At 59.0% G+C, this 25,353-nt stretch carries 22 protein-coding genes; 11 read left to right on the forward strand and 11 right to left on the reverse strand.

Going from position 1 to position 25,353, the window contains the following annotated elements; genetic code table 11:
• Window positions 1-195: 195 nt before the first annotated feature.
• From J0G10_RS12525 to J0G10_RS12535, 3 genes are all read right to left on the reverse strand, one after another.
• Window positions 196-1,101: an amidohydrolase family protein gene (locus tag J0G10_RS12525; protein WP_003224037.1), complete on the reverse strand. Its 906-nt coding sequence runs from the start codon at window positions 1,099-1,101 to the stop codon at window positions 196-198.
• Between the two features lie 4 nt (window positions 1,102-1,105).
• On the reverse strand, window positions 1,106-2,035 hold the full coding sequence (locus J0G10_RS12530; protein ID WP_007965237.1) for an amidohydrolase family protein: 930 nt from the start codon (window positions 2,033-2,035) through the stop codon (window positions 1,106-1,108).
• Between the two features lie 421 nt (window positions 2,036-2,456).
• Window positions 2,457-3,362, reverse strand: coding sequence for a LysR substrate-binding domain-containing protein (locus J0G10_RS12535; RefSeq protein ID WP_095126646.1), 906 nt, complete (start codon window positions 3,360-3,362; stop codon window positions 2,457-2,459).
• Between the two features lie 118 nt (window positions 3,363-3,480).
• Here J0G10_RS12535 and J0G10_RS12540 point away from each other — a divergent pair, with 118 nt between their 5' ends.
• From J0G10_RS12540 to J0G10_RS12565, 6 genes are all read left to right on the forward strand, one after another.
• Window positions 3,481-3,945 (forward strand): (2Fe-2S)-binding protein, encoded by a 465-nt coding sequence (locus J0G10_RS12540; RefSeq protein ID WP_095047473.1) that lies wholly within the window; start codon window positions 3,481-3,483, stop codon window positions 3,943-3,945.
• Entirely contained in the window at window positions 3,945-6,158 is a 2,214-nt protein-coding gene (locus J0G10_RS12545) for a xanthine dehydrogenase family protein molybdopterin-binding subunit (RefSeq protein WP_095126647.1), read from the forward strand. Before J0G10_RS12540 ends, J0G10_RS12545 begins: the two co-directional genes overlap by 1 nt.
• A 6-nt stretch (window positions 6,159-6,164) precedes the next feature.
• A complete protein-coding gene (locus J0G10_RS12550; protein ID WP_095047471.1) occupies window positions 6,165-7,055 on the forward strand; it encodes a LysR substrate-binding domain-containing protein in 891 nt (296 codons plus the stop codon).
• Between the two features lie 197 nt (window positions 7,056-7,252).
• On the forward strand, window positions 7,253-8,749 hold the full coding sequence (locus J0G10_RS12555; RefSeq protein WP_095047470.1) for a helix-turn-helix transcriptional regulator: 1,497 nt from the start codon (window positions 7,253-7,255) through the stop codon (window positions 8,747-8,749).
• Between the two features lie 136 nt (window positions 8,750-8,885).
• Window positions 8,886-9,143, forward strand: coding sequence for a DUF1652 domain-containing protein (locus J0G10_RS12560; RefSeq protein ID WP_093438847.1), 258 nt, complete (start codon window positions 8,886-8,888; stop codon window positions 9,141-9,143).
• A 1,746-nt stretch (window positions 9,144-10,889) separates the two neighbouring features.
• On the forward strand, window positions 10,890-11,540 hold the full coding sequence (locus J0G10_RS12565; protein WP_228759220.1) for a trimeric intracellular cation channel family protein: 651 nt from the start codon (window positions 10,890-10,892) through the stop codon (window positions 11,538-11,540).
• A 130-nt stretch (window positions 11,541-11,670) separates the two neighbouring features.
• On the opposite strand, the gene J0G10_RS12570 is transcribed toward J0G10_RS12565, so the two are convergent.
• The 6 genes from J0G10_RS12570 to J0G10_RS12595 all read right to left on the reverse strand — a co-directional run bounded on the left by J0G10_RS12570 (window position 11,671) and on the right by J0G10_RS12595 (window position 16,663).
• A complete protein-coding gene (locus J0G10_RS12570; RefSeq protein WP_034152479.1) occupies window positions 11,671-12,438 on the reverse strand; it encodes an SDR family oxidoreductase in 768 nt (255 codons plus the stop codon).
• Window positions 12,439-12,460: 22 nt separating this feature from the next.
• Window positions 12,461-13,528 carry a phosphotransferase family protein gene (locus J0G10_RS12575; RefSeq protein ID WP_220558580.1) on the reverse strand — a complete coding sequence of 356 codons (1,068 nt, stop codon included), beginning with the start codon at window positions 13,526-13,528 and terminating at the stop codon, window positions 12,461-12,463.
• Window positions 13,529-13,748: 220 nt separating this feature from the next.
• Complete coding sequence (locus J0G10_RS12580) at window positions 13,749-14,717, reverse strand: 2-hydroxyacid dehydrogenase (RefSeq protein ID WP_095047467.1); 969 nt, start codon at window positions 14,715-14,717, stop codon at window positions 13,749-13,751.
• 171 nt (window positions 14,718-14,888) lie between these two features.
• Complete coding sequence (locus J0G10_RS12585; RefSeq protein ID WP_095047466.1) at window positions 14,889-15,317, reverse strand: hypothetical protein; 429 nt, start codon at window positions 15,315-15,317, stop codon at window positions 14,889-14,891.
• A 15-nt stretch (window positions 15,318-15,332) separates the two neighbouring features.
• Entirely contained in the window at window positions 15,333-15,812 is a 480-nt protein-coding gene (locus J0G10_RS12590) for a DUF4822 domain-containing protein (protein ID WP_095047465.1), read from the reverse strand.
• 467 nt (window positions 15,813-16,279) lie between these two features.
• Entirely contained in the window at window positions 16,280-16,663 is a 384-nt protein-coding gene (locus tag J0G10_RS12595) for a tautomerase family protein (protein ID WP_095047464.1), read from the reverse strand.
• A 242-nt stretch (window positions 16,664-16,905) separates the two neighbouring features.
• Between J0G10_RS12595 and J0G10_RS12600 the strand changes: the two genes are divergently transcribed.
• From J0G10_RS12600 to J0G10_RS12615, 4 genes are all read left to right on the forward strand, one after another.
• Window positions 16,906-17,100 (forward strand): hypothetical protein, encoded by a 195-nt coding sequence (locus J0G10_RS12600; RefSeq protein ID WP_016982943.1) that lies wholly within the window; start codon window positions 16,906-16,908, stop codon window positions 17,098-17,100.
• Between the two features lie 49 nt (window positions 17,101-17,149).
• Window positions 17,150-17,320, forward strand: coding sequence for a hypothetical protein (locus J0G10_RS12605; protein ID WP_016982944.1), 171 nt, complete (start codon window positions 17,150-17,152; stop codon window positions 17,318-17,320).
• 253 nt (window positions 17,321-17,573) lie between these two features.
• Complete coding sequence (locus J0G10_RS12610; protein WP_220558581.1) at window positions 17,574-18,854, forward strand: HAAAP family serine/threonine permease; 1,281 nt, start codon at window positions 17,574-17,576, stop codon at window positions 18,852-18,854.
• Between the two features lie 80 nt (window positions 18,855-18,934).
• Window positions 18,935-20,581 (forward strand): SulP family inorganic anion transporter, encoded by a 1,647-nt coding sequence (locus tag J0G10_RS12615; RefSeq protein ID WP_220558582.1) that lies wholly within the window; start codon window positions 18,935-18,937, stop codon window positions 20,579-20,581.
• Between the two features lie 204 nt (window positions 20,582-20,785).
• Here the strand turns inward: J0G10_RS12615 and acnB are convergent, their stop codons facing one another.
• A complete protein-coding gene (gene acnB, locus J0G10_RS12620) occupies window positions 20,786-23,395 on the reverse strand; it encodes a bifunctional aconitate hydratase 2/2-methylisocitrate dehydratase (RefSeq protein ID WP_095047459.1) in 2,610 nt (869 codons plus the stop codon).
• Window positions 23,396-23,863: 468 nt separating this feature from the next.
• Here acnB and J0G10_RS12625 point away from each other — a divergent pair, with 468 nt between their 5' ends.
• The gene (locus tag J0G10_RS12625) at window positions 23,864-24,334 is read left to right on the forward strand and encodes a DUF1289 domain-containing protein (protein ID WP_064117650.1); all 471 of its coding nucleotides are present in this window, start codon (window positions 23,864-23,866) and stop codon (window positions 24,332-24,334) included.
• Window positions 24,335-24,421: 87 nt separating this feature from the next.
• Here J0G10_RS12625 and J0G10_RS12630 read toward each other — a convergent pair whose 3' ends face one another.
• Window positions 24,422-25,285 (reverse strand): universal stress protein, encoded by an 864-nt coding sequence (locus J0G10_RS12630; protein WP_038366282.1) that lies wholly within the window; start codon window positions 25,283-25,285, stop codon window positions 24,422-24,424.
• Window positions 25,286-25,353 lie beyond the last annotated feature (68 nt).

Raw genomic sequence — 25,353 nt, forward strand, 5'->3', positions numbered from 1 at the left:
GCCAGCCGTTGGCCTGCCGGTCGAACGAACGCCGGGTCATCTTCGTGCCTGTAAAGTCGCTGTGTGCCTGGGTTGAACACTGATCCCCTGTAGGAGTGAGCCTGCTCGCGATAGCGGTGTATCAGTCACTATCACCGCTAAATGACACTCCGCTATTGCGAGCAGGCTCACTCCTACAGTGGGATATGTGTGTGGCTACAAGTACGTGGTGGTCAGGCGTATGTCGGCCTCGACCAGATCCTTGGGCGGTGGCGTCGGTTCGATCCCGCACAACCGGGCGATGTTGTTGCCCAAGTAGTCCTCGAGATGATCCTCATCGATGCCCAAACCCTGCGGCGCCGGTGAGCACAACACCTCAAGTTCGCGCAGCCACATACCCGGTTCGTTCGGCGGCGAATCCGTGCCGAACACGATCTTGTTGCGCGGCAGTTCCTTGGCGAATTCGACGATCCGCGACTGGAAGCACCAGCCCGATTCGCAGTACACGTTCGGCGTGTCCATGGCCATCCAGAACGCCTCGAACGAGTAGTTGCCGCCGGTCTGGATGCCGAAGTGGCCGATGATGAAATTGACCATCGGGAACTCGCGGATGATCGGGTAGAACATCGTCGGAATCGTGTACGGGCCGTCGCCAGTGTGGATCAGCACAACGATGTTGTACTTGGCGCAAACCTTCATCGCCGGGCGCAACCAGTCGAGTGCGCGATCCGGGCGATAGCCGTGCATGTTGGCGTGCAGCTTGAGCATCTTGAAGCCGTATTCCTTGATGTGGAATTCCAGCTCCGCCGCACCGTTTTCCGGTCCCCAGCGCGGGTTGAAATTGAAGTTGCCGATGAAGCGATCTGGGTACTTCACGCAGAGTTCAGCGACGTAGGACATGTAGTCGCGCACGCCCTCGCGGCCCCGGCGGTTGCCGTCGCGATAACCGGTGTTGCCCGGTGGCGGCTGGATGAAACCCATGTCGATGCGGCGCGGTTTGCCGTTGATCATGTACGGGCCGTCCATCAACTTGAGCATGCGCTCACCGGTGAACGGTTCGCCGGTGTGGCGCCAGGCCTCGTCGACCAGATTGGTGGGGTGCAGATGGGTGTCGATGATCATCGGTTCAGCTCCTGGCCAGTTGAGTGGTGACGGGACGCTTGAGTTGCGCCTCTGCTTCGGAAACGGAACGCGGTGGCGGGGTTGGCTCAAGGCCGATCATCCGCGCGGTGTTGTTGCCCAGATACTCTTCGAGGGTGTCCTCGTCGAGGTTCAGGCCTTGCGGCGGCTCGTGGCAAAGCACTTCGAGCAGGCGCAGCCACATGCCCGGTTCGTTCGGCGGGGTGTCGGTGCCGAAGAGGATCTTGTGCGTCGGCAAGACCTTGGCGAATTCGACGATCCGCGATTGCAGGCACCAGCCGGATTCGCAGTAGACGTTGGGCAACTCCATCGCCCATTGCATCGGTTCGAACACATAGACGCCGCCGGTCTGCACGCCGAAGTGGGCCATGATGAAATTGACGTTGGGAAATTCCTTGATCATTGGCACCCATTCCGACGGGATGCTGTACGGCCCGTCGCCCGTGTGCAGCTTGACCGGAATGCCCAGCTCGGCGCATTTCTCGAAGCATGGGCGCACCCAGTCAAGTGCACGGTCAGGCCGGTAGGCATGCATGTTGGCCTGCATCTGGACCATCTTGAAGCCGTGTTCCTTGACGTAGCGCTCGATCGCCTCGACGCCGTTTTCCACACCGCAGCGCGGGTTGTAGACGAAGCAGCCGATGAAGCGGTCCGGGTAGGTCTGGACCATTTTCAGGGTGTAGGCCATGTAGGCGTCGATGGATTCGCGGCCCGAGAGTTCGCCGTCGGTCCAGGTGTAAATCGTGTTGCCCTGCGGTGGCTGGATGAAGGCTTTGTCGATACGGCGCGGCTTGCCGTTGACCATGTACGGGCCATCCATCATCTCCAGCAGACGCTCGCCGGTGAACGGGTCACCGTCATGCCTCCAGGCGAGGTCCACGAGATCCGTGGGATAGCAGCTGATATCGATGATCATTGCAGTCGATCTCCTGATAGCGGGGAAGGGAGCCTTGCGGCTCTCGGCATCCACGTCCCGGGCAATCGGCCGTTGCTATGCGCAAGACACGCGCATTCCCTCGCCTGTTCGCATCCGGCCCGGGTGGGTGGTTGCTGAGGGCGAGTATTGGAAGGCGGGGTTGGGTTCGTACAATATTAATTGGGCGCGGTGGTGATACTTGGGCGATATGGGCAGATCAAGAGCTACCCTCACCCCAGCCCTCCCGAAACGTCGGACCGCCCGTAGGGAGAGGGGGCCGACCGAGGTGTTTTTCGCGATGCATCGACCTGAAAGATCGAGTCGATTATGGATTCAAGGCTGATCTTTCAAGTCGGCGTAATTCGTCAATATCCCCCAATCAGTCCCCTCTACCTCTGGGCGGTCCGACGTTTCGGGAGGGCTAGGGTGAGGGCTGGATTTCAAGCGTACGCAAAGCCAACTGCTTGATCACTTCAACCACCGGCGCCACGCGCTCAGCCTGCCCATGCGGCCACACCGCGTAAAGATTGTAATGCGCGGCAATCTGCGCCTCGTTCAACGCCACCAACCGCCCACTGCGCAAGGCATCGGCAGCCAATAGTCCACGCACCAACCCCGCACCAACGCCAGCCTCAGCCGCCGCAATCAAATTCGCCGCATTATCAAAAATCACCCGCGCCGACGGTTCGGTCGGTGTCATCCCAGCGGCATCCAGCCATGGAATCCACGAGCGCCGCGTATACCCCAACAAAGGCAATTGAAGAATCTGCGCGGGACTCAACGGCGCCTGCAAACCATAGCGTTCCAGCAATTCGGGCGAAGCCACCGCCAACACCCGATCGCCACAAATCTGCGTCATCTCGCAGTCGTCCCAATCGCCATAGCCATAACGCAACGCCAGATCCACTCGCTCAAACGTACTGCGATCACTGCGCGGCATCGACAGCAGCGTCACCTCGTAATCCGGCAGCTCATCGAGCAGCTGCGGCAGGCGCGGATTGAGCCAGCTCTGTGCCAGTTCACTGTCGACATCCAGGGTCAAACGTTGCGCCATGCTGCGGTTTTTCACCGACGAAATCGCCCGATCAATCTGCGCCAGACCGTCCGACAGCACACTGGCAAACAACTGCCCGGCGTCGGTCAGATTGCTGCCGCCACCTTCACGCACGAACAGCGGCTGGCCGATGAAATCTTCCAGCGCGCGGATCTGCTGACTGATCGCACTGTGCGTGAGGTCGAGCTTACGCGCAGCACTGGAGAAACTGCCGCTGCGCGCCGCGTGTATAAACGCGCTCATGGACTGCACCGACGGGTATCGCTTGTACATGTTGTTAGTCCTGCTTACAGCGGTTGGCAGAAATCGTCGCTGGCCGCGTTTTGCCCGGGGTTCCAATAATCGGTCACCAGGCCCGCACAAAGACGGGCCGCTCTTTTGGAGCCTGACAATGATTGCATTCACGGTTAACGGCGAACGACGCGAGCTGGATGAAGCGTCCTCCTCCATGCCCTTGTTATGGGTACTGCGTGATCAACTGAAACTCACCGGCACCAAGTTCGGTTGCGGCATGGGCCTGTGCGGTGCCTGCACCGTGCACCTGGACGGCGTCGCGGTGCGTTCCTGCCAATTGCCGGCGGCCGCCGTCGCGGGCCACCGCATCACCACCATCGAAGGCTTGTCACCGACGCAAAACCACCCGTTGCAATTGGCCTGGATCGCCGAAGATGTGCCGCAATGCGGTTACTGTCAATCCGGGCAGATCATGTCCGCCGCCGCGTTGCTCAACACCGGTGCGGCGGTGACCGATGACTCGATCCGCAATGCGATGTCCGGGAATATCTGCCGCTGCGGCACTTACGGGCGCATCAACAAAGCGATCAAACGCGCGGCGAATGCGCCGAAGGAGGCGTGATGAGCCTTATCGACGACAGTCGCACAGAATTGCCGCGCCGAGTGTTTCTCAAGCAAGCGGCGACGGTTGCTTCGGGCCTGGCGATTGCCCTTTATCTGCCGAGTGGCATGGCGGCTACTGACCCAAAAGCGCCAGCACCGGCGAGTGAATTCGAGCCGAATGCCTGGGTGCGCATCTTTCCCGACGGCACGGTGAAACTGGTGGTGCACAAGCACGATTCCGGCACCGGCACGCAAACAGCGCTGGCCGCGTGCGTGGCGGAAGAACTGGACGTCAATCCGATGACCGTGCAGGTCATCACCCCGGAAGATCCGTTCTTCGAGACCTACATTCATCCGGTCTGGAAGGTCTTTTCCACTGGCGGCAGCACCAGTGTTTCCCTGGAATACGAGCGCCTGCGCATGGCCGGTGCCATGGCGCGGGCGCTACTGATCACGGCAGCCGCCAAGCAGTGGAAAGTCAGCCCTGACAGTTGCACCACGGAAGAAGGTCGGGTCGTTCACATTGCGAACAAACGAAGCCTCGGTTACGGCGAACTGGTCGGCGTTGCGGCGAATCTGCCAGCCCCGACAAACGTCAAGCTGAAGGATCCGGCGCAGTTCAAATACATTGGCAAACTGCGCCACAAACGTGATGCGGCGGCCAAGGTCTGCGGGCAATTCAAGTACAGCATCGACGTGCAACTGCCAGACATGCTGGTCGCCGTGATTCAGCGCGCGCCGGTGGTTGGATCGACAGTGCTCAGCGTCGACTCAGCGGCCGCATTGCAGGTGCCGGGCGTGCGCAAAGTGCTGGCGATTGCGGGGCGCCCTGATGTGCTCGGCGGCAATCAGGAAGGCGTCGCTGTGTTGGCGGATACGTTCTGGGCCGCGCAGCAGGGGCGCAATCTGCTGGCGATCAAGTGGAGCGATTCGCCGTTGGCCGGGTTCTACAGCGAGCAACTGTCCAGCGCGCAAGCCAAGGCCATCGGCGACCCGCAAGCACAAACCGTCAAAGCCATGGCCCAGGGTGATGTCACCGGGCAATGGTCAGGCGCGGCGAAGCTGATCGAAGCCGATTACACCATGCCCTACAAGGTGCAAAACCCGCTGGAACCGATCTGCATCACCGCACACGTCAAGGACAAAGCGATCACTTACTGGGGCGGTGTGCAGGTGCCGTCCTCGGCACTGGAAGCGGCGCAAACCGTGTGCGGCATCGACAAGGCCAACGTGACCATTCATGAATTGGTCTCCGGCGGCAGTTTCGGCGCGCGGGAGGCTAAGTACTGGTTGTTCGAAGTCGCGTATCTGGCGCAGAAAACCGGCGTGCCGGTGAAACTGCTCAACAGTCGCGAGGACGAAATGCACGCGCTGTTCAATCACCCAGCGACCTTGCATCGAGTCAAAGGCGCGCTCGACGCCCAGGGCAAACTCACCGCGCTGCAACTGCACGCGGTGTCGCCGGCCTCGCCGGAGCAGTGGGAACCGGGTTACTTCGAACGGCCGGACCATATGGATTACAGCACCACCGAGGCGATCACCGCGTGGGACTTCGCTTACCGTCCGCCGCACCTGGAGCTGAACTGGGTCAAGCACGAAAGCAACGTGCCCAGCGGCTGGTATCGCTCGGTGAGCTTCATCCCCAACGTGTTCGCCGTGGAAAGCTTCATGGATGAACTGGCCCACGCCGCAGGCGAAGATCCATTGGCATTCCGGTTGGCCAATATGCAGGAGCGGCCACGGCATGTGGCCGTGCTCAAGCAGGCTGCCGAGCGCGCCGGTTGGGGCAAACCGTTGCCGCCGGACACGGCGCTGGGGATCGCGACCAATCAGGGTTACACCAGTTTTATTGCGGTGGTTGCGCGACTGGCAACGGTTGATGGCAAGGCCCAGGTCGAGAAGCTCACCTGTGTGGTCGATTGCGGTCTGGCGGTTTCGCCGGGCGGTGTCGAGGAGCAGATCTACGGCGGTCTGATGTGGGGACTTGGCCATGCGTTGTTCGATCGGCTCGACATCAAACAGGGCCGGGTGGTGCAGAGCAATTTCCACGATTATCGGGTGATGCGCATGTCCGACATGCCGGCCACCGACATCGTCGTGTTGAATGGCGAGCCGAGTAAACCCGGTGGCGTCGGCGAGTTGGGCAGCCCTTCGGTAGTGCCGGCCATCGCCAATGCCTTGTTCGCGCTGACCGGCGTACGCCAGCGTTCGACGCCGCTGAGTCTGGGGTAAGCCGCCATGGACTTGCGCCTGTTGCGTTACTTCATGGCGTTGGCCGATGAGCTGCACTTCGGTCGCGCCGCCGAACGCCTGCACATCTGCCAGCCGCCGCTGAGCCAGCAGATTCGTTTGCTGGAAGAGGAACTCGGTACGCCGCTGTTCGAGCGCAGCCATCATCGGGTCGAACTCACGGCGGCGGGGCAGATGCTCAAGGAGCAGGCGCCGCTGGTGTTCGAACAGCTTGAGCGGGCGCTGGACCTGACGCGGCAGACCGGGCGCGGACAACTTGGTGAGCTGGAAATCGGCATGATCAGTTCGGTGATGGTTGGCGTGCTGCCCAAGGCCTTGCACCTGTTTCGCGAGCGTTATCCGCAGGTCAACTGGCGTTTGCATGAAATGACCCCGGCGGCGCAGGTCAAGGCGTTGAAGGAGAAACGCATCGACGCTTGTGTGTTTCGCGTCGGCTATGACGATCCGCAGTTGCGCAATGAACTGCTGATCTACGAGCCGATCAACGTGGTAATGCCGGCGGATCATCCGCTGGCTGGCCGCGAGGTGCTGGCGCCGGCGGATCTGGCGCAGGAGCCGTTTGTGGCGCTGGAATTGAAACAGTCGCGGTTTGCTCATTTTCTGTTTCAGTGCTGCATTCAGGCCGGGTTCACGCCGCAGATTCGTCAACAAGTGATCGAGGTGCAGACCTTGCTGAGTCTGGTGCGCGCCGGGTTTGGCGTGGCGCTGTTGCCGGCGTCCATTGAGCAACTGGCCCCGGCGGGGTTGGTGTTCCGGCGCCTGACCCCGGCGTTGCCGGAGGTGCCGCTGTATGCCACTTATCGGGCGGATGATGCTTCGCCGGTGCTCAAGCTGTTTCTCGACACCCTCCGGGAACTCAAGACGCAAAATTCGAACTGAAATCCAATCCCCTGTAGGCCTTCGCCTGCTCGCGATAGTGATGTGTCATTCAACGGATCTGCTGGCTGACACACCGCTATCGCGAGCAGGCGAAGGCCTACAAAGGGATTTGTGCCGTTGCGAACATTTATGCTCGGCACGATCAGAGGTGGCTGCGGTCGTACTCTTCACATGGGCGTATCACTTGTGGAGATCCAATGAGCCAGGAAGTCCTGACCACCGAAACCAACCGCCGCCAGTTGCAGCAGATCATCGCCGGGCTGTCCGACGGGGTGATCCTGTTGGAGCTGGATCAGAGCATTCTCTGGGCCAACGAAGCCGCGCTGGCCATGCACGGTGTCAAGCGGATCACCGATCTGGGCCACAATGCCGACGAATACGCCAAGAAATTCAACCTGCGCTATCGCAATAATCACTCGATCACCGCCGAAAACTACCCGATCAGCCGAGTAGCGCGCTGTGAGAGTTTCAATGACGTACTGATCGAAGTGTCGCCGAGCGACGACCCGGAACGCATCTGGGTGCACAGCGTACGCAGTATGATTCTCACGGACCGCGAAGGGCAGCCCGAGTCGCTGGTGCTGATCATGAGCGATGTCACCGATTGGGCCAACGCCGAGCAGCGCTTCGAAAGGACGTTTAATGCCAACCCGGCACCGGCGGTGATCTGCCGGCTCAGTGATCTGCGTTACATCAAGGTCAATCCGGGGTTTCTGGAAATGACCGGGTACACCCGCGAGCAGGTGATTGGCACGACCTCTTATGAAATCGACATTTTCGAGCAGGCCGAACACCGCGACCTGGCTATTCAGCGCCTGCGCGACGTTGCGACCATCCCGCAGATGCAAGCCGAGCTGCGCCTGCCCGATGGCAGCAGCAAGCAGGTGATCGTGGCCGGCCAGCCGCTTACGCTCAACGATGAGGATTGCATGCTGTTCTCCTTTGTCGACATGGAGCTGCGGCACAAGGCCGAGGTGGCGCTGCGTCAGAGTGAGGAGCGTTTTGCCAAGGCGTTTCGCCTGACGCCGGTGCCGATCCTGATTTGCAGTGCCGACGAACAGCAGGTGATCGACGTCAATCAGGCGTTCCTCGAAACCCTGGCTTATGACAGCGACGACGTGCTCGGCAAAACCGTGCCGCAGCTGGACTTTATCGATGACAGCGGCGCGCGCACGCGGTTGCTGGCGGCGCTGGCGAAAAACGGGCGGGTGGATCGGGTGGATGTGCGGGTGCGCAAGAAAGATGCGGATCTGCTCGAGTGCGCGCTGTCCGCTGACACCGTGAATATTCAGGACACACCGTGTTATTTACTGGTGTTGATGGACATCACCGAGCGCAAGCGTACCGAGCTTGAGTTGGTGGCGGCGATTGAGGAGGTGATGAAAGATGCTTCCTGGTTCAGTCGTACGTTGATCGAGAAACTGGCCAATGTGAAAAAGGTCAACTCGCCGCAACTGCCTAGCGTTTCGTTCACCGATCTGACGGCGCGTGAGCGCGATGTGCTGGGGTTGATCTGCGAAGGGCTGGCGGACAAGGAGATCGCGGCGCGGCTGAAACTGGCGCCGAACACGGTGCGTAATCATGTCGCCACGGTGTATTCCAAGCTCGATGTGCACAGTCGCAGCGAGGCGATTGTCTGGGCGCGCGAGCGTGGATTGTTTTCCGGGGAGTGGGGCGCCAAGGGCCAGCGCTGAGGTGCAAATGCACTAGTTCATCAGGTGCATATTGAGGTGTTGGCGGTCGACGGCTGTTCTTAGTCTGGCGGGGTGCGATACGAGTTTTTTCTGGCTCGGGATCGCGGCCCTTCGCAGTCGTTATAGGAACAGTCTGATGATGAATCTTGCGCAGTTGCGCACGCAGCTTGAACGCAGTTTTTCGCCGCTGGCGTGTGAGTGTCTGGTGGATGGCGATCATTCGCTGACGGTGAAGCTTTATCACCCGGTGTCGGGGCAGGTGGATCTGGTGATCAGTGGGTTGAAGCTTGATGCGCTACGGACGCCGGAGTCGGTTGAGGCTTTGATTGAAGAATTGCGGTATGAGTTGGAGAGCAACACTTTGCGTTCTTTTCGGGATCCTGATTTGGCTTAGGGCTTTTAGGCTTGGCGGCCTTTGGGCCGACCATGCTCTTGGGGGGTGGGTGTATATCCGTTTCTTTGGGTGCTGCGGCTGGCGGTTCCGCTCTTACAGCGGGTCACTTTTGCAGACGCCCAAAAGTAACCAAAACGCTGGGCCCCGGCGTTCGGCCCACTCGCTAAAGCTCGGGGTTCCTTCGCTCCGGGATCGATCCGGGGGCAGCGCCTACGGTTTGCTTCGCTGCACCTCCTCTCGCTGTGTTTGGCTTCGCCAAACGGTCGCTGCGCTCCCACCCCCGGATCAATCCCTCCACTCAGCCTGCCGAAGGGGCCAGCACGGCAAGATCAAGAGCTGCAGCCGAGCTAACGCTCATCCTGTTGAGTGGTGAGAAGCACAAGCGATGCGCGATTTGTGCTGTTTTGCTTTGGCTGTTCTGTGGGAGCGAGCTTGCTCGCGAAGGCGGCCTGACAGCCGACCAATCTCTGCCAGATGTACTCTGTTCAATTGTAGGAGCGAGCCTGCTCGCGAAGGCGGCCTGAAGCCGACCAATCTCTGCCAGATGTACTCTGTTCAATTGTAGGAGCGAGCCTGCTTGCGAAGGCGGCCTGAAGCCGACCAATCTCTGCCAGATGTACTCTGTTCAATTGTAGGAGTGAGCCTGCTCGCGAAGGCGGCCTGACAGCCGACCAATCTCTGCCAGATGTACTCTGTTCAATTGTAGGAGCTGAGTGGTGAGAAGCACAAGCGATGCGCGATTTGTGCTGTTTTGCTTTGGCTGTTCTGTGGGAGCGAGCTTGCTCGCGAAGGCGGCCTGACAGCCGACCAATCTCTGCCAGATGTACTCTGTTCAATTGTAGGAGCGAGCCTGCTCGCGAAGGCGGCCTGAAGCCGACCAATCTCTGCCAGATGTACTCTGTTCAATTGTAGGAGCGAGCCTGCTTGCGAAGGCGGCCTGAAGCCGACCAATCTCTGCCAGATGTACTCTGTTCAATTGTAGGAGTGAGCCTGCTCGCGAAGGCGGCCTGACAGCCGACCAATCTCTGCCAGATGTACTCTGTTCAATTGTAGGAGCGAGCCTGCTCGCGAAGGCGGCCTGACAGCCGACCAATCTCTGCCAGATGTACTCTGTTCAATTGTAGGAGCGAGCCTGCTTGCGAAGGCGGCCTGAAGCCGACCAATCTCTGCCAGGTGTACTCTTTTCAACTGTGGGAGCGAGCCTGCTCGCGAAGGCGGCCTGACAGCCGACCAATCTCTGCCAGATGTACTCTGTTCAATTGTAGGAGTGAGCCTGCTCGCGAAGGCGGCCTGAAGCCGACCAATCTCTGCCAGATGTACTCTGTTCAATTGTAGGAGTGAGCCTGCTCGCGATGAGGCTCTATCAGGCAAAGCACATTTCAATTTGCCAATCCTCTCGAATCCGAACGCAAAATCGACAGCCACTTCCTCCCGATCCGGCCGATTCACTGGCGCTTGCGGGGGGCTCGGCTATAAAGAATGAGTGGTCAGGTCTTCCGTGGTCGGTTCGGTCGCGGGAGTTGCTCTTCCATTTGTCGCGGGTCGTCCTATGAACAATCTTGGGAAACGCGTGTTGCCGTTGGCTTTCTTTACAGTGTTGTTGGCGGGTTGCGCCAGTCCTCCACCCCCTCCACCGGCAGCGCCGCCGCCACCGCCGGAGCGTACGTGTCAGGTGCTCGAAAACACTGAGGTCGCCGGTGACGTGTACGCCGACGGGCAGGTTACTCGACACATCACGACCACCCGTTGCGTCACGCAATAGCGCCGGCGGGGCGGCAGTCCCGGGTTGAGCGGATTGTGCTGGTAGCCGACCTGGCCGGCACTGCGGTGTTTGCCGTGGAAGGCGCTATTGCGGCGATGCGCAGTCAGCTCGACTTGCTCGGTGTGATGGTGATTGCGTTTATCGTCGCCCTCGGTGGCGGGGTGACTCGTGACTTGTTGATCGGTGCGACGCCACCCAATGCCGTGGCCGATTGGCGCTACCCGGCACTGGCGTTTTTCATGGGCGGGCTGGCGTTTGCCTTTCATGAGCAGGTGCTGGGCTGGTCCGGTTCAACCTTGATTGTGCTGGATGCTGCAGGCTTGGCGCTGTTTGCCGTGGCCGGTGCGCAGAAAGCGTTGAATTTCGGGATTACGCCGTTTGTGGCGATGCTGATGGGCACCATTACCGGCGTCGGTGGCGGGGTGATACGCGACATTGTGCTGGCGCGGATACCGGTGGTGTTGCAGGCGGATTTGTATGCGAGTTCGGCGTTTGTCGGTGCGGCGGTGTTGATCATCGGCCGCAGGCTGGGCGTTTCACCGGTAGCGGCGGCGTTGCTGGCGGGGGCGGCGTGTTTGCTGTTGCGTTTGCTGTCGGTGCATTTCGGCTGGCAGTTACCGAAAGTCATTGCCTGATACACAAAACCCTGTAGGAGCTGCCGAAGGCTGCGATCTTTTGATTTTGATTTTTTTACAAATAAGATCAAAAGATCGCAGCCTTCGGCAGCTCCTACAGGGACAAGATCAGTTCAAGTCCCGAGTGGAATCAGGACAGAAACCCACCGTCCACATTCAGCGCAACCCCGGTGGTGTAGCTCGACGCATCGCTCGCCAGGTACAGCACCGCACCGGCCATTTCGCTTGGATCAGCCACACGCTTGAGCGGGATCTGCGTCAGCGCTTGCTTGAGAATCGCATCATTCTTCACCAGCGCCGAGGCAAATTTGGTGTCGGTCAAACCCGGCAGCAGCGCGTTGCAGCGGATGCCGAACTGCGCGCACTCCTTGGCGAAGACCTTGGTCATGTTGATCACCGCCGCTTTGGTCACCGAGTAGATGCCCTGGAAGATCCCCGGCGAAATGCCGTTGATCGACGCGACGTTGATGATGCTGCCGCCACCGTTTTCGCGCATCAGCTTGCCGGCTTCGACCGACATGAAGAAGTAGCCACGGATGTTCACGTCAACGGTTTTCTGGAACGCACTCAGATCGGTGTCCAGCACATTGCAGAATTGCGGGTTGGTCGCGGCGTTGTTGACCAGAATATCGAGGCGGCCGAACTGTTCCTTGATCCCGGCGAACACCTGGCTGATCTGTTCCATTTCACCGATGTGGCAGGCCACGGCCGTGGCTTTGCCGCCGGCGGCGATGATCGCGTCGGCGACGTGCTGGCAGCCGTCGAGCTTGCGGCTCGACACGATCACATGGGCGCCTTGCTGGGCCAGCAGTTTAGCGATGGCTTCACCGATGCCACGGCTGGCGCCGGAAACGAAAGCAATTTTACCGTCGAGGTCGAACAACTGAGTCTTGGACATAAGGGTTCCTGGGTGTGGGCCGTCAGAGGCTCGATTTCGCAATGACCTGCAAGCTCATCTGCTCCAGCAGTTTGTTCATGTGAATGAACTGCGCGAAGCGTTTGTCCTGGGTCTGGCCGTGGTAGAAGCGGTAGTAGATCTGCTGCACGATGCCGGCCAGACGGAACAGGCCGTAGGTGTAGTAAAAGTCGAAATTGTCGATCTGGATGCCCGAACGTTCGGCGTAGTAATCGACGAACTCGCGGCGGGTGAGCATGCCCGGCGCGTGGCTTGGCTGGCGGCGCATCAGTTGCACCGGCGCCGGATCGTCCGCCTGAATCCAATAGGCAAGGGTGTTGCCCAGATCCATTAACGGATCGCCGAGGGTGGTCAGTTCCCAGTCGAGCACGCCAATGATCTGCATCGGGTTGTGCGGGTCGAGGATGACGTTGTCGAAGCGGTAGTCGTTGTGGACGATACTTGAGGTCGGGTGGTCGGCCGGCATCTTGTCGTTGAGCCAGGCTTTCACTGCTTCCCAATGCGGCGCATCCGGGGTCAGGGCTTTTTCGTAGCGCTCGCTCCAGCCTTTGATCTGACGGGCGACGTAGCCTTCCGGTTTGCCCAGATCGCCCAGGCCGCAGGCGTTGTAGTCGACGCGGTGCAGTTCGACGAAGCGCTCGATAAAGCTTTTGCACAGGGCTTCGGTCTTTGCCGAATCAAGGCCCAGCTCTGGCGGCAGATCCGAGCGCAGGATGATCCCTTTGACTCGTTCCATGACGTAGAACTCGGCGCCGATCACCGATTCGTCGGTGCAGTGCACGTAGGCTTTCGGGCAATACGGAAAACCGTCGCGCAATTGATTGAGGATGCGGAATTCACGGCCCATGTCGTGGGCGGACTTGGCCTTGTGGCCGAACGGCGGACGGCGCAGGACGAATTCCTGTTCCGGGTATTCCAGCAGGTAGGTCAGGTTCGACGCACCGCCAGGAAACTGGCTGATCGCAGGTGTGCCGCTCAGGCCGGGAATGTGCACCTTGAGGTACGGATCGATCAGGCTGGCATCAAGTTCTTCGCCAGAGCGGATACGGGTGGACTGGTCAGTAAGCGCCATGCTTATCCCTTCTGCTTATTTTGGAGGCCAGACATCATTGGCTAATCTAATAGCGCGCTCGGGTCGCCACAAGCGCGAGTCGGTCTTATAGGCTAGCGTGTTGCCCGATAATCACCTTTGGGAATGTGCGCGAAAGGTCGCGGTGAACCAAGGTTTAGCGGATATGCCGTGGCCGAAAAGGAGGGCTGGGACGAGCGCTCGCCACGTCGTCCGGTGTGCTTCAGTGCACGCGCTGGTTGTTGAGTTTCGGAGGCAAGGCAATGGGCGTCAGTACCGGTTCGCCCGAAAAAAACGCCACGAGATTTTTGCCCACCAACTCCACCGTGCCTTGAGTGGCTTCCGGTGACAGACCGGCGACGTGTGGCGTCAGAAGCACGTTGCTCAGGGTTTTCAGCGCATCCGGCACTTGCGGCTCGTGGTCGAACACATCCAGTGCGGCGCCGGCAATTTTGCGTTGCTCAAGCGCCGTGATCAGATCCGCCGTGGCGATCACACTGGCGCGGGCGATGTTGACGATAAAGCCTTTCGGCCCAAGCGCATCGAGCACCGGGCGAGTCACCAGATGCTGTGTACCGATGCCGCCGGGCGTGGCGATGATCAGGAAATCCGAGGCCCGTGCCAGTTCGGTTGGCGTCGAGCAGAATGTGTAAGGCACATCGCTGCGCATCTGGCGGCTGTGATAGCTGATCTCCATGTCGAAGCCAAGGTGGGCGCGTTTGGCTATCGCCATGCCCACGGCGCCCAGTCCGAGAATCCCCAGGCGTTTGCCGGCCAGCGACGGGCGCATGATCTTCGGCCATTCACCGCGGCGTACCGCCGCGTCACAACGGGGTATATCCCGGACCAGCGCCAGCAGCATCGCCATCGCATGGTCGGCCACCGACGAGGCATTGACCCCGGCGCCGTTGGTGACGGTAATGCCACGGTTACTGGCGGCTTGCAGGTCGACCTGCTCGTAACCGGCGCCGATTACCGTGATGATTTTCAGCGCCGGCAGGGCGGTGATTTCATCGGAGGTCAGGCCCAGCGGGCCGCGGGTCAGCACCGCGTCGATGCGGCTGCCGTGAGTGGCGATGGCTTGCGCACGCTCGGCCGGCGTGGGGGCGAGGATCAGGTGAAAACCCTGATGTTCGAGGATCGGCAAATAGTCATTGATGGTTTCAACCAGTACCAGAACGGTTGCGGGCATTGCGCGGCTCCTGTGAACGTCGGCGGGTCGGTCGCGAAAGTCGTTTCAGAGTGCTGAATCCGCAGCGGCTTGGCAATCGTTGTCATTCGCGCAGTGGTGCTTTGATTCTGGACGGCTTCGGGCAAGAAGCAAGGGTAGGCAGCACACCGGTGATCCGGTGTGCTGTCGGCATCATTGGGCTGCTTGGGCTTTGGTTTGTTCTGCGAGGGCAATCGGCTTGAAATCATAGGTTGGATAAAACTCGGTTCGGTAACTGCCCCATGCGGTGTTTTCCAGGGCAAGGTTCACTTCTGCCAGCCGTGAGGCGGGGAAGCGTACGGTCACCACTTGGCCAATGCCCATCATGATGTTCCAGCTCACCACTTCGACCCCGGCAGGGGGGAAGGTCTTGTAGAAGCCTTGTTGTGTGAGCTGGGCCTTGAGTTCGCTCAGCGGGCGGGTCTGATCATGTTTCAGAAATACGGTCAGCATCATTGCATTGTCGGCGGTGGCAACAGTAGTTGTGGCGGGTTGGGTGGCGGCTTGCGCACTGACTCCGGCGCAATACACCGTGGAGGCCAGCAACGTCGACATCAGCAGGGTTTTGACTGTCTTTTGCATGTTGAACTCCTGGTTTTATTGTTTGATGGCGGATTTGGTTTCTACGGTGCCGGTATACGGCGCGTGAACGACATGAATACGTACAAGTGGATTGTTGTCGATCATGTCGCGGGGGACTTCCCGAGAGTAAGTGAATTCACTGTTGTTCAGTGTTTCCAGGCGCCTGACAATTGTTTTGGTCGGACCGACATCGGGTACCAGAATGTGCTGTTTCTGGTTGCCGGTGACAAAGAAATAACCGCCTCCGCCTTTGTTGTACTTTGACTCGCCCGTGTCGGTGTAAAAGAACTCGTATCGATTACTCTCGGGATCCCAGGTCGATATACCTACGACGCCGGGATACTTCGCCTTGACGTCTGTTTCAGGAGCGCCATCGATGTAGACCTTGGTAGTCAGCCATCGCGGCGAAGAAGCCAGCTCGCGGACATCAGCGCTGGCAAGCGGTGTGAAAAGCAGTCCGGTCAACAGCAGGCCGGTGATCGTGCGCTTTTGCATGCTTTTTCCTCTTTATCAAACTTCGAAGGTCGTTTGCGATTGGTCTTTCGTCATTCAGGGCGTGAAAAATATAGGCCTGAAAAAGAGGAATGTTCAATGGCTGCGTAGTTGCTTGTAACAAATGACTGTTATTCGGATTTCGGTAATATTTCGTCGTGGTTTTATTAGGTGTTTTTGGTTGTAGGAGTATTCTGAAGTATCGATAAGCGAAGGGCTTTTTATTGGTGTTTTCTGTAATTCATAGCGCAGATGACATTAGAGAAGTACACGCAGTTGTAGGACTGAGGATAAGGTTACAAATTCGTGATTGACGCAACCGCAGACAGCGAAGTTGCGTCAATTTGAAGGAGCGTTTCTTTTAAAACCTGAAATGAGCACTGTCGATTACTCGTGCGAAGGCAGCGCCGAGGGTTGCGTTGTGATGTTTGATGATCGCTTCGGCCGGTAGCTGGCTGTCAATTGCGGGGTCAGGTGACGTACTGGGCAATGCCATTGCCGAATGACCAGTTCTCTTTTTTCACCTCGACCAGATTAATGAACACGTCTTCCAGGCGCACCGCCAACTGCGCGTGCAGGCGCTCGGCGATGGTTTTGAACAGCAATTGCTTTTTCTCCACTGTGCGCCCTTCGCTGATGGTGATCTGAATGAATACCACGCCGTCGCTGCGCTGGATCCCCAGGTATTGCGGATCGTAGACCAGGTGCTGGCCATCGTGCTCGGTCAGGATCTGAAAGTTGTCGTGCTCGGGCACATCGATACAACTGCGCAGGGCGGCGTAGATCTGCTCGCCGATGCGCTTGGCGAAGTTGGGGTCGGGGTTTTGTCTGATGTCGACGCGAACCAATGGCATGGGAAGGCTCCGCAGGGCAGGGGGACTCATTTCACGCTAGATCATGTGGGCCAAATTGAAAGGCACGGGTACTTGATCGCGAGGTGTTTTCTGAAAGGTCTCTGTATGAGGCTGCCTACCTGACTCGCGGATTTTGCCTACGAAAACGCCGGATTCATCCGCTATCTGGCGCGAGATGATTTAGGAAATCATGAGGGCACAAAGCAGTCCGGCCAGTCACTGCCAATAGCCAAGGAAGGCGTATGCTTCAGGACGATCGCGAAAACCTGGAGCTCCAAAGGCTCCTGAATGAAACACGGAAACTCGTGGCGGAAAGACAAAAGCTTCTGGCTGAAGCAAAAAAGCTAAAGAGAGAGACGAGTTTTTATCCACTCGCGGTATTGGCTGGAGTGGTGACCGCAATCACTGCAGTAGTAGGCGTTTTTTTCAAGGTTTGAGTGTTCACGCTTCACAACAATCAGACCCATGACCCAAAAGGAAATCAAGATGAGCACATTTGACCGCAAGGCTATGATTGAACTATCGGATCGTGAGTACGATGAGTCGGTCGAAAGAATGCGTATCAAGGACAAGGACGATATGTATCCAATCTGGGGGATGCTGGCGTTCGGCATTTTTTGTATGTCGCTCGGATTCATCCTGGCACGATCAATCTGATCGATTCCTCGCGACTGCATCAAACGTTGGAGCTTGCCAGAAAACGACACGACGCCTACCTGAAGCCGACAGTTATTTTCTCAAAAACGACACGCCTCTAAACTGCTCCGCACAACCATTCCTCAGCTAAGTCTTTGCTTCTGCTCATTTATCGCGGAGAATCGCGCCCCTGTTTCGGCCGGAGCATGTCTGTCGGTTTTTTCCGACGCGTCTGACCGAGTGGCAAGTGACCGGAATGCGGAGATCCGACCGGATGAATGATCAGGCCAATAGCGTCGAAGAGCGCTTTGATGCAGCAGCACCCGCTGAACTTTCGAGCTGGAATCGCCAGGACACCACCTGGATGTTGGGACTGTTTGGGACGGCCATCGGCGCCGGTACCCTGTTTTTGCCGATCAACGCAGGACTGGGTGGCTTCTGGCCGCTGGTGGTCCTTGCGCTGCTGGCCTTCCCGATGACGTTCTACGCGCACCGTGGTCTGACCCGCTTTGTGCTTTCCGGTCGTGAAGGCGCCGACATCACTGAAGTGGTCGAGCAGCATTTCGGCATCAAGGCCGGCGCGCTGATCACCTTGCTGTACTTTTTCGCGATCTTCCCGATCCTGCTGATCTATAGCGTCGGTCTGACCAACACGGTCGCCAGTTTTCTCGAACATCAACTGCACATCACGCCGCCACCGCGCGCTCTGCTGTCGTTCGTGCTGATCCTCGGTCTGCTGGCCGTGGTGCGTTGCGGTGAGCAGGCGATCGTCAAGGCGATGAGCCTGATGGTGTATCCGTTTATCGTTGCGCTGCTGTTCCTCGCCGTTTACCTGATTCCACACTGGAACGGCGGCATTCTCGCCACGGCTTCGCAGGTGCCGGCACCGTCTGCGTTGCTGCACACGCTGTGGCTGGCGATTCCGGTGATGGTGTTCTCCTTCAACCACTCGCCGATCATCTCGGCGTTTGCGGTCGATCAGAAGCGTCGTTACGGCGTCCACGCTGAACAGCGCAGCTCGCAGATCCTGTCCCGCGCACACCTGTTGATGGTGGCGATGGTGCTGTTCTTCGTCTTCAGCTGTGTGCTGACCCTGTCGCCGGCACAACTGGCCGAGGCCAAAGCGCAGAATCTGTCGATCCTGTCGTACCTGGCCAATCATTTCAGCAATCCGACCATCGCTTTCGCAGCACCGTTGATTGCGTTTGTGGCGATCTCCAAGTCGTTCCTCGGTCACTACATCGGTGCCAGCGAAGGTCTTAAAGGCCTGATTATCAAGAGCGGCAAACGCCCGGGCGCCAAGGCGCTGGATCGCATCGTGGCGGCCTTCATGTTGGTGGTTTGCTGGATCGTGGCAACCCTGAACCCGAGCATTCTGGGCATGATCGAAACCATCGGCGGCCCGGTGATCGCGGCGATTCTGTTCCTGATGCCGATGTACGCAATCCGTAAAGTGCCAGCGATGGCCCGCTATCGCGGCCAGGCGTCGAACGTGTTTGTAACGGCTGTCGGCCTGGTAGCGATTTCGGCGTTGATTTATTCGCTGACCGCGTAAGCTACAACTCCAGATACTCAGCTACAGTGGCCGCTGCATACGACGTATGCAGCGGCTTTTTTTCGTCTGGAGACAGTGGATTGTCGAGCGCCCCGCAACCTGTAGAGCAACGCAATCGCTGGCGGGATGTACTCGCCGGTCTATCGATAGCCGGTCTCTTGCTGCCCGAAGCGGTGGCGTATTCGACCATTGCCGCGCTGGCGCCACAGGCCGGGGTAATCGCGCTGTTTGCCGGGCTGTTCTGCTACGGGGTGTTCGGTACGAGTCGCTTTGCGATTGTCTCGGCGACGTCTTCTTCGGCGGCTGTGCTGGCGGCGGCGACGGCGACACTGGCCAATGGTGATCCGCAATTGCGCTCCGCTTTGGCGGCCGGTCTGGTGCTCATCACCGGTGCGCTGTTTTTGCTGGCCGGGGTGTTTCGTCTGGGCAGTGTCACGTCCTTCATCGCCAAACCGGTTCTGCGCGGATTCGCCTTCGGCCTGGCGTTGACCATCATTCTCAAGCAGGTCGCCACTGTGGTGGGCGTGCATCTGACCGAGGCCAATCTGGTGCGCTTCGCCCCGCAACTGCTAGAACAACTGCCGCATTGGAACTGGATGGCCGCGGCTGTTGCGGCCGTCGCGCTGGTGTTGCTCGCGGTGTTTTCACGATTCCCGCGGGTGCCTGGTGGCTTGCTGGTTGTAGTGATCGGCATCGCCGCCGGGCAATGGTTGAATCTGTCGGCGTACGGCGTGCAGATGATCGGCATTATCGACCTGAGCCTGGAAGTTCCTAACCTGCCGGTGCTGCCATTCGCCGACTGGCTACGGCTGGGGGAGGTGGGTTTTGCGCTGGTGATGATTCTGTATGCGGAGTCTTACGGGTCGATCAGTGCGTATGCGCTCAAGCATGGCGATCGCGTCACCTCAAACCGTGATCTGTTGGCGTTAGGCGCATCGAATCTGCTCTCCGGATTGTTTCATGGCATGCCGGCCGGGGCAGGGTACTCGGCGACCTCGGCGAATGAAGCAGCAGGTGCGACGTCACGCTGGGCCGGCGGTGTGGCGGCGTTGGTGGTGTTAATCATCGTGCTGACGGTGTTGCCGTGGATCGCCCTGACCCCGGAGCCGATCCTCGCCGCGATTGTCATGCATGCGCTAGGTCGCGGTGTGAGTCTGCAGCCGCTGGGCCGCTACTTCATCTGGCGGCGGGATCGTGTGCTGGTGATCTGCGCGGTTTCGGCCGTGTTGGTATTGGGCGTGCTGGACGGTCTGCTGGTTTCGGTGGCGATCAGTGTGCTGCTGATGCTCAAGCAGATGTCAGCCGCGGACATTCAAGTGCTCGGGCGGATTGATGGCGGGCACGATTTTGTCGATGTGCAGCGTCATCCCGTTGCGCGAACGGAGCCTGGCGTACTGATCATTCGGCCCAGTGAGGCGTTGTTCTTTGCCAACGTTGAGCGGATTCTGGGCGCGGCGTTACGGCTGATCCGCCATGCAGAAATGCCGGTGCATACGGTGATTCTGAGTCTCGAGGAGACGCCGGATCTGGATGGCACCAGCATTGAGGCGATGCAGGAGTTCTTTGTGCGGGTGCATCAGGAAGGCAAGCGTTTGATTCTGGCGCGGCTCAAGCATGAGGCGCTGGCGGTGCTGGAGGCGTTGCCCGAAGTGCAAGCCAACGCTGTGATCCTCAGCGGTTTGAGCGTCGATGGCGCCGTGCAGAAAGCCCTCAAGCTCAACCCGTAACCCTATCGGGAAATGCAGGTCTCTTGTCTGGTAAGAATCAAACGTGGGAGCGAGCCTGCTCGCGAAAGCGATTCATCATCCAATAGTTACATCGACTGACACACCGCTTTCGCGAGCAGGCTCGCTTCCACAGGGTCTATGTGTGAGGCATAAAAAAACGCCGCTCATCTCACGATGGGCGGCGTTTTTCAGTGCGTTGTAACGTTAGGCTTGAACGACCGGGATATTGGCGTTCGCAGCAGCTTCACGGAACTCGGCGATCTGGTCGAAGGACAGGTAGCGGTAGATATCAGCCGCCATGCTGTCGATCTTGCCAGCGTATTCCATGTACTCCTCGACGGTCGGCAGGCGACCCAGGATCGAAGCCACGGACGCCAGCTCGGCCGAAGCCAGGTAGACGTTCGCGCCGTCGCCCAGACGGTTCGGGAAGTTACGGGTCGACGTCGACACCACGGTGCTGTTCGGCTCAACGCGTGCCTGGTTACCCATGCACAGCGAGCAGCCTGGCATTTCCATGCGCGCGCCAGCCTTGCCGTAGATGCCGTAGTAGCCTTCTTCGGTCAGTTGGTGAGCGTCCATTTTGGTCGGCGGCGACAGCCACAGACGGGTTGGCAGCTGACCCTTGACCTGATCCAGCAGTTTACCGGCAGCGCGGAAGTGACCGATGTTGGTCATGCACGAACCGATGAACACTTCGTCGATCTTCTCGCCAGCAACGCTGGACAGCAGACGGGCATCGTCCGGATCGTTCGGCGCGCACAGTACCGGCTCGTTGATGTCGGCCAGATCGATTTCGATGACTTCGGCGTATTCGGCGTCGGCATCGGCTTCCATCAGTTCCGGGTTGGCAACCCAGGCTTCCATCGCTTGGGCGCGACGTTCCAGGGTGCGCGCATCGCCGTAACCTTCACCGATCATCCAGCGCAGCAGGGTGATGTTGGAGTTCAGGTACTCGGTGATCGACTCTTTCGACAGCTTGATGGTGCAACCGGCAGCCGAACGTTCGGCCGAGGCGTCGGACAGTTCGAACGCCTGCTCCAGGGTCAGACCTTCCAGACCTTCGATTTCCAGGATGCGGCCGGAGAAGGCGTTTTTCTTGCCTTTCTTCTCGACGGTCAGCAGACCGTTCTGGATAGCGAAGTAAGGAATGGCATGAACCAGGTCACGCAGGGTGATGCCAGGTTTCATTTTGCCTTTGAAGCGCACCAGGATCGATTCCGGCATGTCCAGCGGCATAACGCCGGTGGCCGCAGCAAACGCAACCAGACCGGAACCGGCCGGGAACGAGATGCCCATCGGGAAACGGGTGTGCGAGTCACCACCGGTACCCACGGTGTCTGGCAGCAGCATGCGGTTCAGCCACGAGTGGATGATGCCGTCGCCCGGACGCAGGGAAACGCCGCCGCGGGTCATGATGAAGTCAGGCAGGGTGTGGTGGGTGGTCACGTCGATCGGCTTTGGATACGCCGCGGTGTGGCAGAAGGACTGCATCACCAGGTCAGCCGAGAAGCCCAGGCACGCCAGGTCTTTCAGTTCGTCACGGGTCATTGGACCGGTGGTGTCCTGAGATCCCACGGTGGTCATCTTCGGTTCGCAGTAGGTGCCAGGACGAACGCCTTGGCCTTCTGCCAGACCGCAAGCCTTGCCGACCATTTTCTGCGCCAGGGTGAAACCCTTGGTGCTTTCAGCTGGTGCTTCTGGCTTCTTGAACAGGTCGAACGGTGGCAGACCCAGTTCGGCGCGAGCCTTCTCGGTCAGGCCACGGCCGATGATCAGCGGGATACGGCCGCCAGCACGGACTTCGTCCAACAGCACCGGAGTCTTCATTTCGAAGGTGGTCAGGACTTCGTCGGTGCCGTGTTTGCAGACTTTGCCAGCATGCGGGTACAGGTCGATCACGTCGCCCATGTTCATGTTGGAAACGTCGAACTCGATTGGCAGTGCGCCGGCATCTTCCATGGTGTTGTAGAAGATCGGAGCGATTTTGCTGCCGAAGCAGAAACCGCCAGCACGCTTGTTCGGCACGTAAGGAACGTCGTCGCCGAAGAACCACAGCACCGAGTTGGTGGCCGATTTACGCGACGAACCGGTACCGACCACGTCACCGACGTAGGCGATCGGGAAGCCTTGACCGCGCATTTCTTCGATCTGCTTCATCGGGCCGATGGCGCCCTGCTGATCAGGAACGATGCCGTCGCGGGCCATTTTCAGCATGGCCAGGGCGTGCAGCGGGATGTCTGGACGCGACCAGGCATCAGGAGCAGGGGAGAGGTCGTCGGTGTTGGTTTCGCCGGTAACCTTGAACACGCGCAGGCTGATCTTGTCGGCCAGGGTCGGACGGTTTTTGAACCACTCGCCGTCAGCCCAGGATTGCAGCACGGCTTTAGCGTGAGCGTTACCGTTCTTGGCTTTTTCCGCGACGTCGTGGAACGCATCGAACATCAGCAGGGTGTGCTTGAGTTGCGCGGCAGCGACCGGCGCCAGCTCGGCGTCGTCCAGCAGGTCAACCAGAGTGACGATGTTGTAGCCGCCCTGCATGGTGCCGAGCAGTTCTACAGCGCGTTTTTTGTCCAGCAGAGGGGAGGAAACTTCGCCCTTGGCCAGTGCAGACAGGAAGCCGGCTTTGACATAGGCCGCTTCGTCCACGCCTGGTGGAATGCGATTGGTGATCAGGTCAACGAGAAATTCTTCTTCGCCAGCCGGAGGGTTTTTCAGCAGCTCGACCAGGCCTGCTGTTTGTTCGGCGTTAAGCGGCTGGGGAACGATACCCAGGGCTGCACGCTCTTCGATATGTTTGCGGTAGGCTTCAAGCACAGTTATTACCCTCATCAGTGGTCCCAAATGGGTGTCCGGGACGCTCATCCCGAAACTGCCGTACTCATGCTCCTCACGACGTTGTGGGTCGTTCGGCCAGAATTACCGGCAATTCCTTACAGAAGCTGCTTTCAAAGTTTTACGCCTGCAGAACGGGGAGCTGATGAGGGTTGGCGCTGGATTTTTCCCCGCTGGAAAAATCCCTCGCCAACACCGCTCTGAAGGAACGACTGTGCTCGTGACGCTTTGAAAACAGCTTCTAACGGACATTGGCGCCTTAAAAGGCTGGCTGATTCTACGGCAAAAAAAATTTAAAGGTAAGTCGGGCTCTATTGGACTTTCGTGGCAATGCGCGTGGCCAGGGCAAACGCCGCGCGTGGCTGTGACCCTGAAGTTTGAGGGGTGATCAATGCCCGACAAAGGGCTAACATGCCGACCTGTTCCGCGTTTCAGTGTTTTACCTATCTTATGCCCAATCAGACCATCAAGACCCCCTGCGTCGGCCTCTGCTCCACTGTTTACGGTGATCTGGTGTGCCGTGGCTGTAAGCGTTTCCACCACGAAGTGATCCACTGGAATGGCTACAACGAGGAAGAAAAACGTGCGGTATGGTTGCGTCTGGAGCAATTGCTGTCACAAGTGATGGCGGCCAAGGTCGAGATTTTCGATTCGGCGCGCCTGCGCGAGCAACTCGAGCAGCGCAAGATCCGCTTCGTGCCGCATCAGTCGGAATATTGCTGGGCGTATCAGCTGATTGCCCGTGGGGCGCGGGTGATCATTAATCTGGAAGCGTACGGGATGGTGTTGCTGCCGGAGTTTCGCGACTGGAACCTGCCGGAATTGCGCGATGCCATTGATCGGGAATTCTTCCTGCTGTCGGAAGCGCACTATCAGCGTTACATCGCCCCCGGATTTCTCAAAGACGCCTTTGGCGCCTGAAGGTCAAAAGATCGCAGCGTGCCGCAGCTCCTACATGGGAATGCGTTCTACCTGTAGGAGCTGCCGAAGGCTGCGATCTTTTGATCTTTAATGTTTCACCGCCAACTCCACCAGATGATCCTCAACCTCCTGCGGTTTGAGCACCAACACATCACTTTCCAGCGCATCCAGCACCACTTCCGCGGTATTGCCGATCAGTGCCCCTGATAACCCGGTGCGCGCCACCGTGCCAATCACGGTCACCGCCGCTTGCAGCTTGTGCGCCATGAACGGAATCAAAACGTCCGCCGGGCCTTCCTCGATGTGCAGATGCTCATCATCGACATCGAATTCCGCCTGAAACGCTCGACATTGCTCGCGATAACGCGCCTCGATGGTTTCGCTCAGTTGCAGCGTCGGGTCTGCAGCCGACAGCATCGGTGATGGATGCGCAGCGATCACATGCAGATGCGCCTTGGCCAGGCTGGCGATGTCGTAGCCATGATCAATGATCGTCGTGTGCAAATGCCGATGTTCACCATCGGCATTGCCCACGTCCACGGCTGCCAGAATCACCTTGTCCTTCCACGAACCGGCGGTTTTCACCAGCAGCACCGGGGTAGGGCAGTGGCGCAGGAGCTTCCAGTCCGCCGGGGTCAGCAGGGCTTTTTTCAGTGAGCTGTCGGGGAAGTGCTGCTTGATCACCAAACCGCAGCCCTCGGCCTGCTGCACATCGATGATGGTTTCGTGCAGGCTCTCGTTCCACGCCTGTTCGGTGGTCACGCTGTAGCCGTCGGCCACTAGTGCGGCTTTGAGCACACCGAGCATGCCGGCGTGGTCGTGCTTCTTGTCGCACACCAGCAGGTGCAGATGGGCCTGGGTTACGCCGGCGATCAATTTGGCGCGCTTGAGCGCCAAGCTTTCCGAATGTTCGGGTTCGATGACCACCAGAATGCTGCGAATGGCTTGCATGAGCGGAGTCTCCAGCAAAGAAAAGGCACGGCGTTGCACAACTATAGTTGCTGTCCGATCGTGCGCGA

This window comes from Pseudomonas germanica, assembly GCF_019614655.1.
Taxonomy (GTDB): domain Bacteria; phylum Pseudomonadota; class Gammaproteobacteria; order Pseudomonadales; family Pseudomonadaceae; genus Aquipseudomonas; species Aquipseudomonas neuropathica.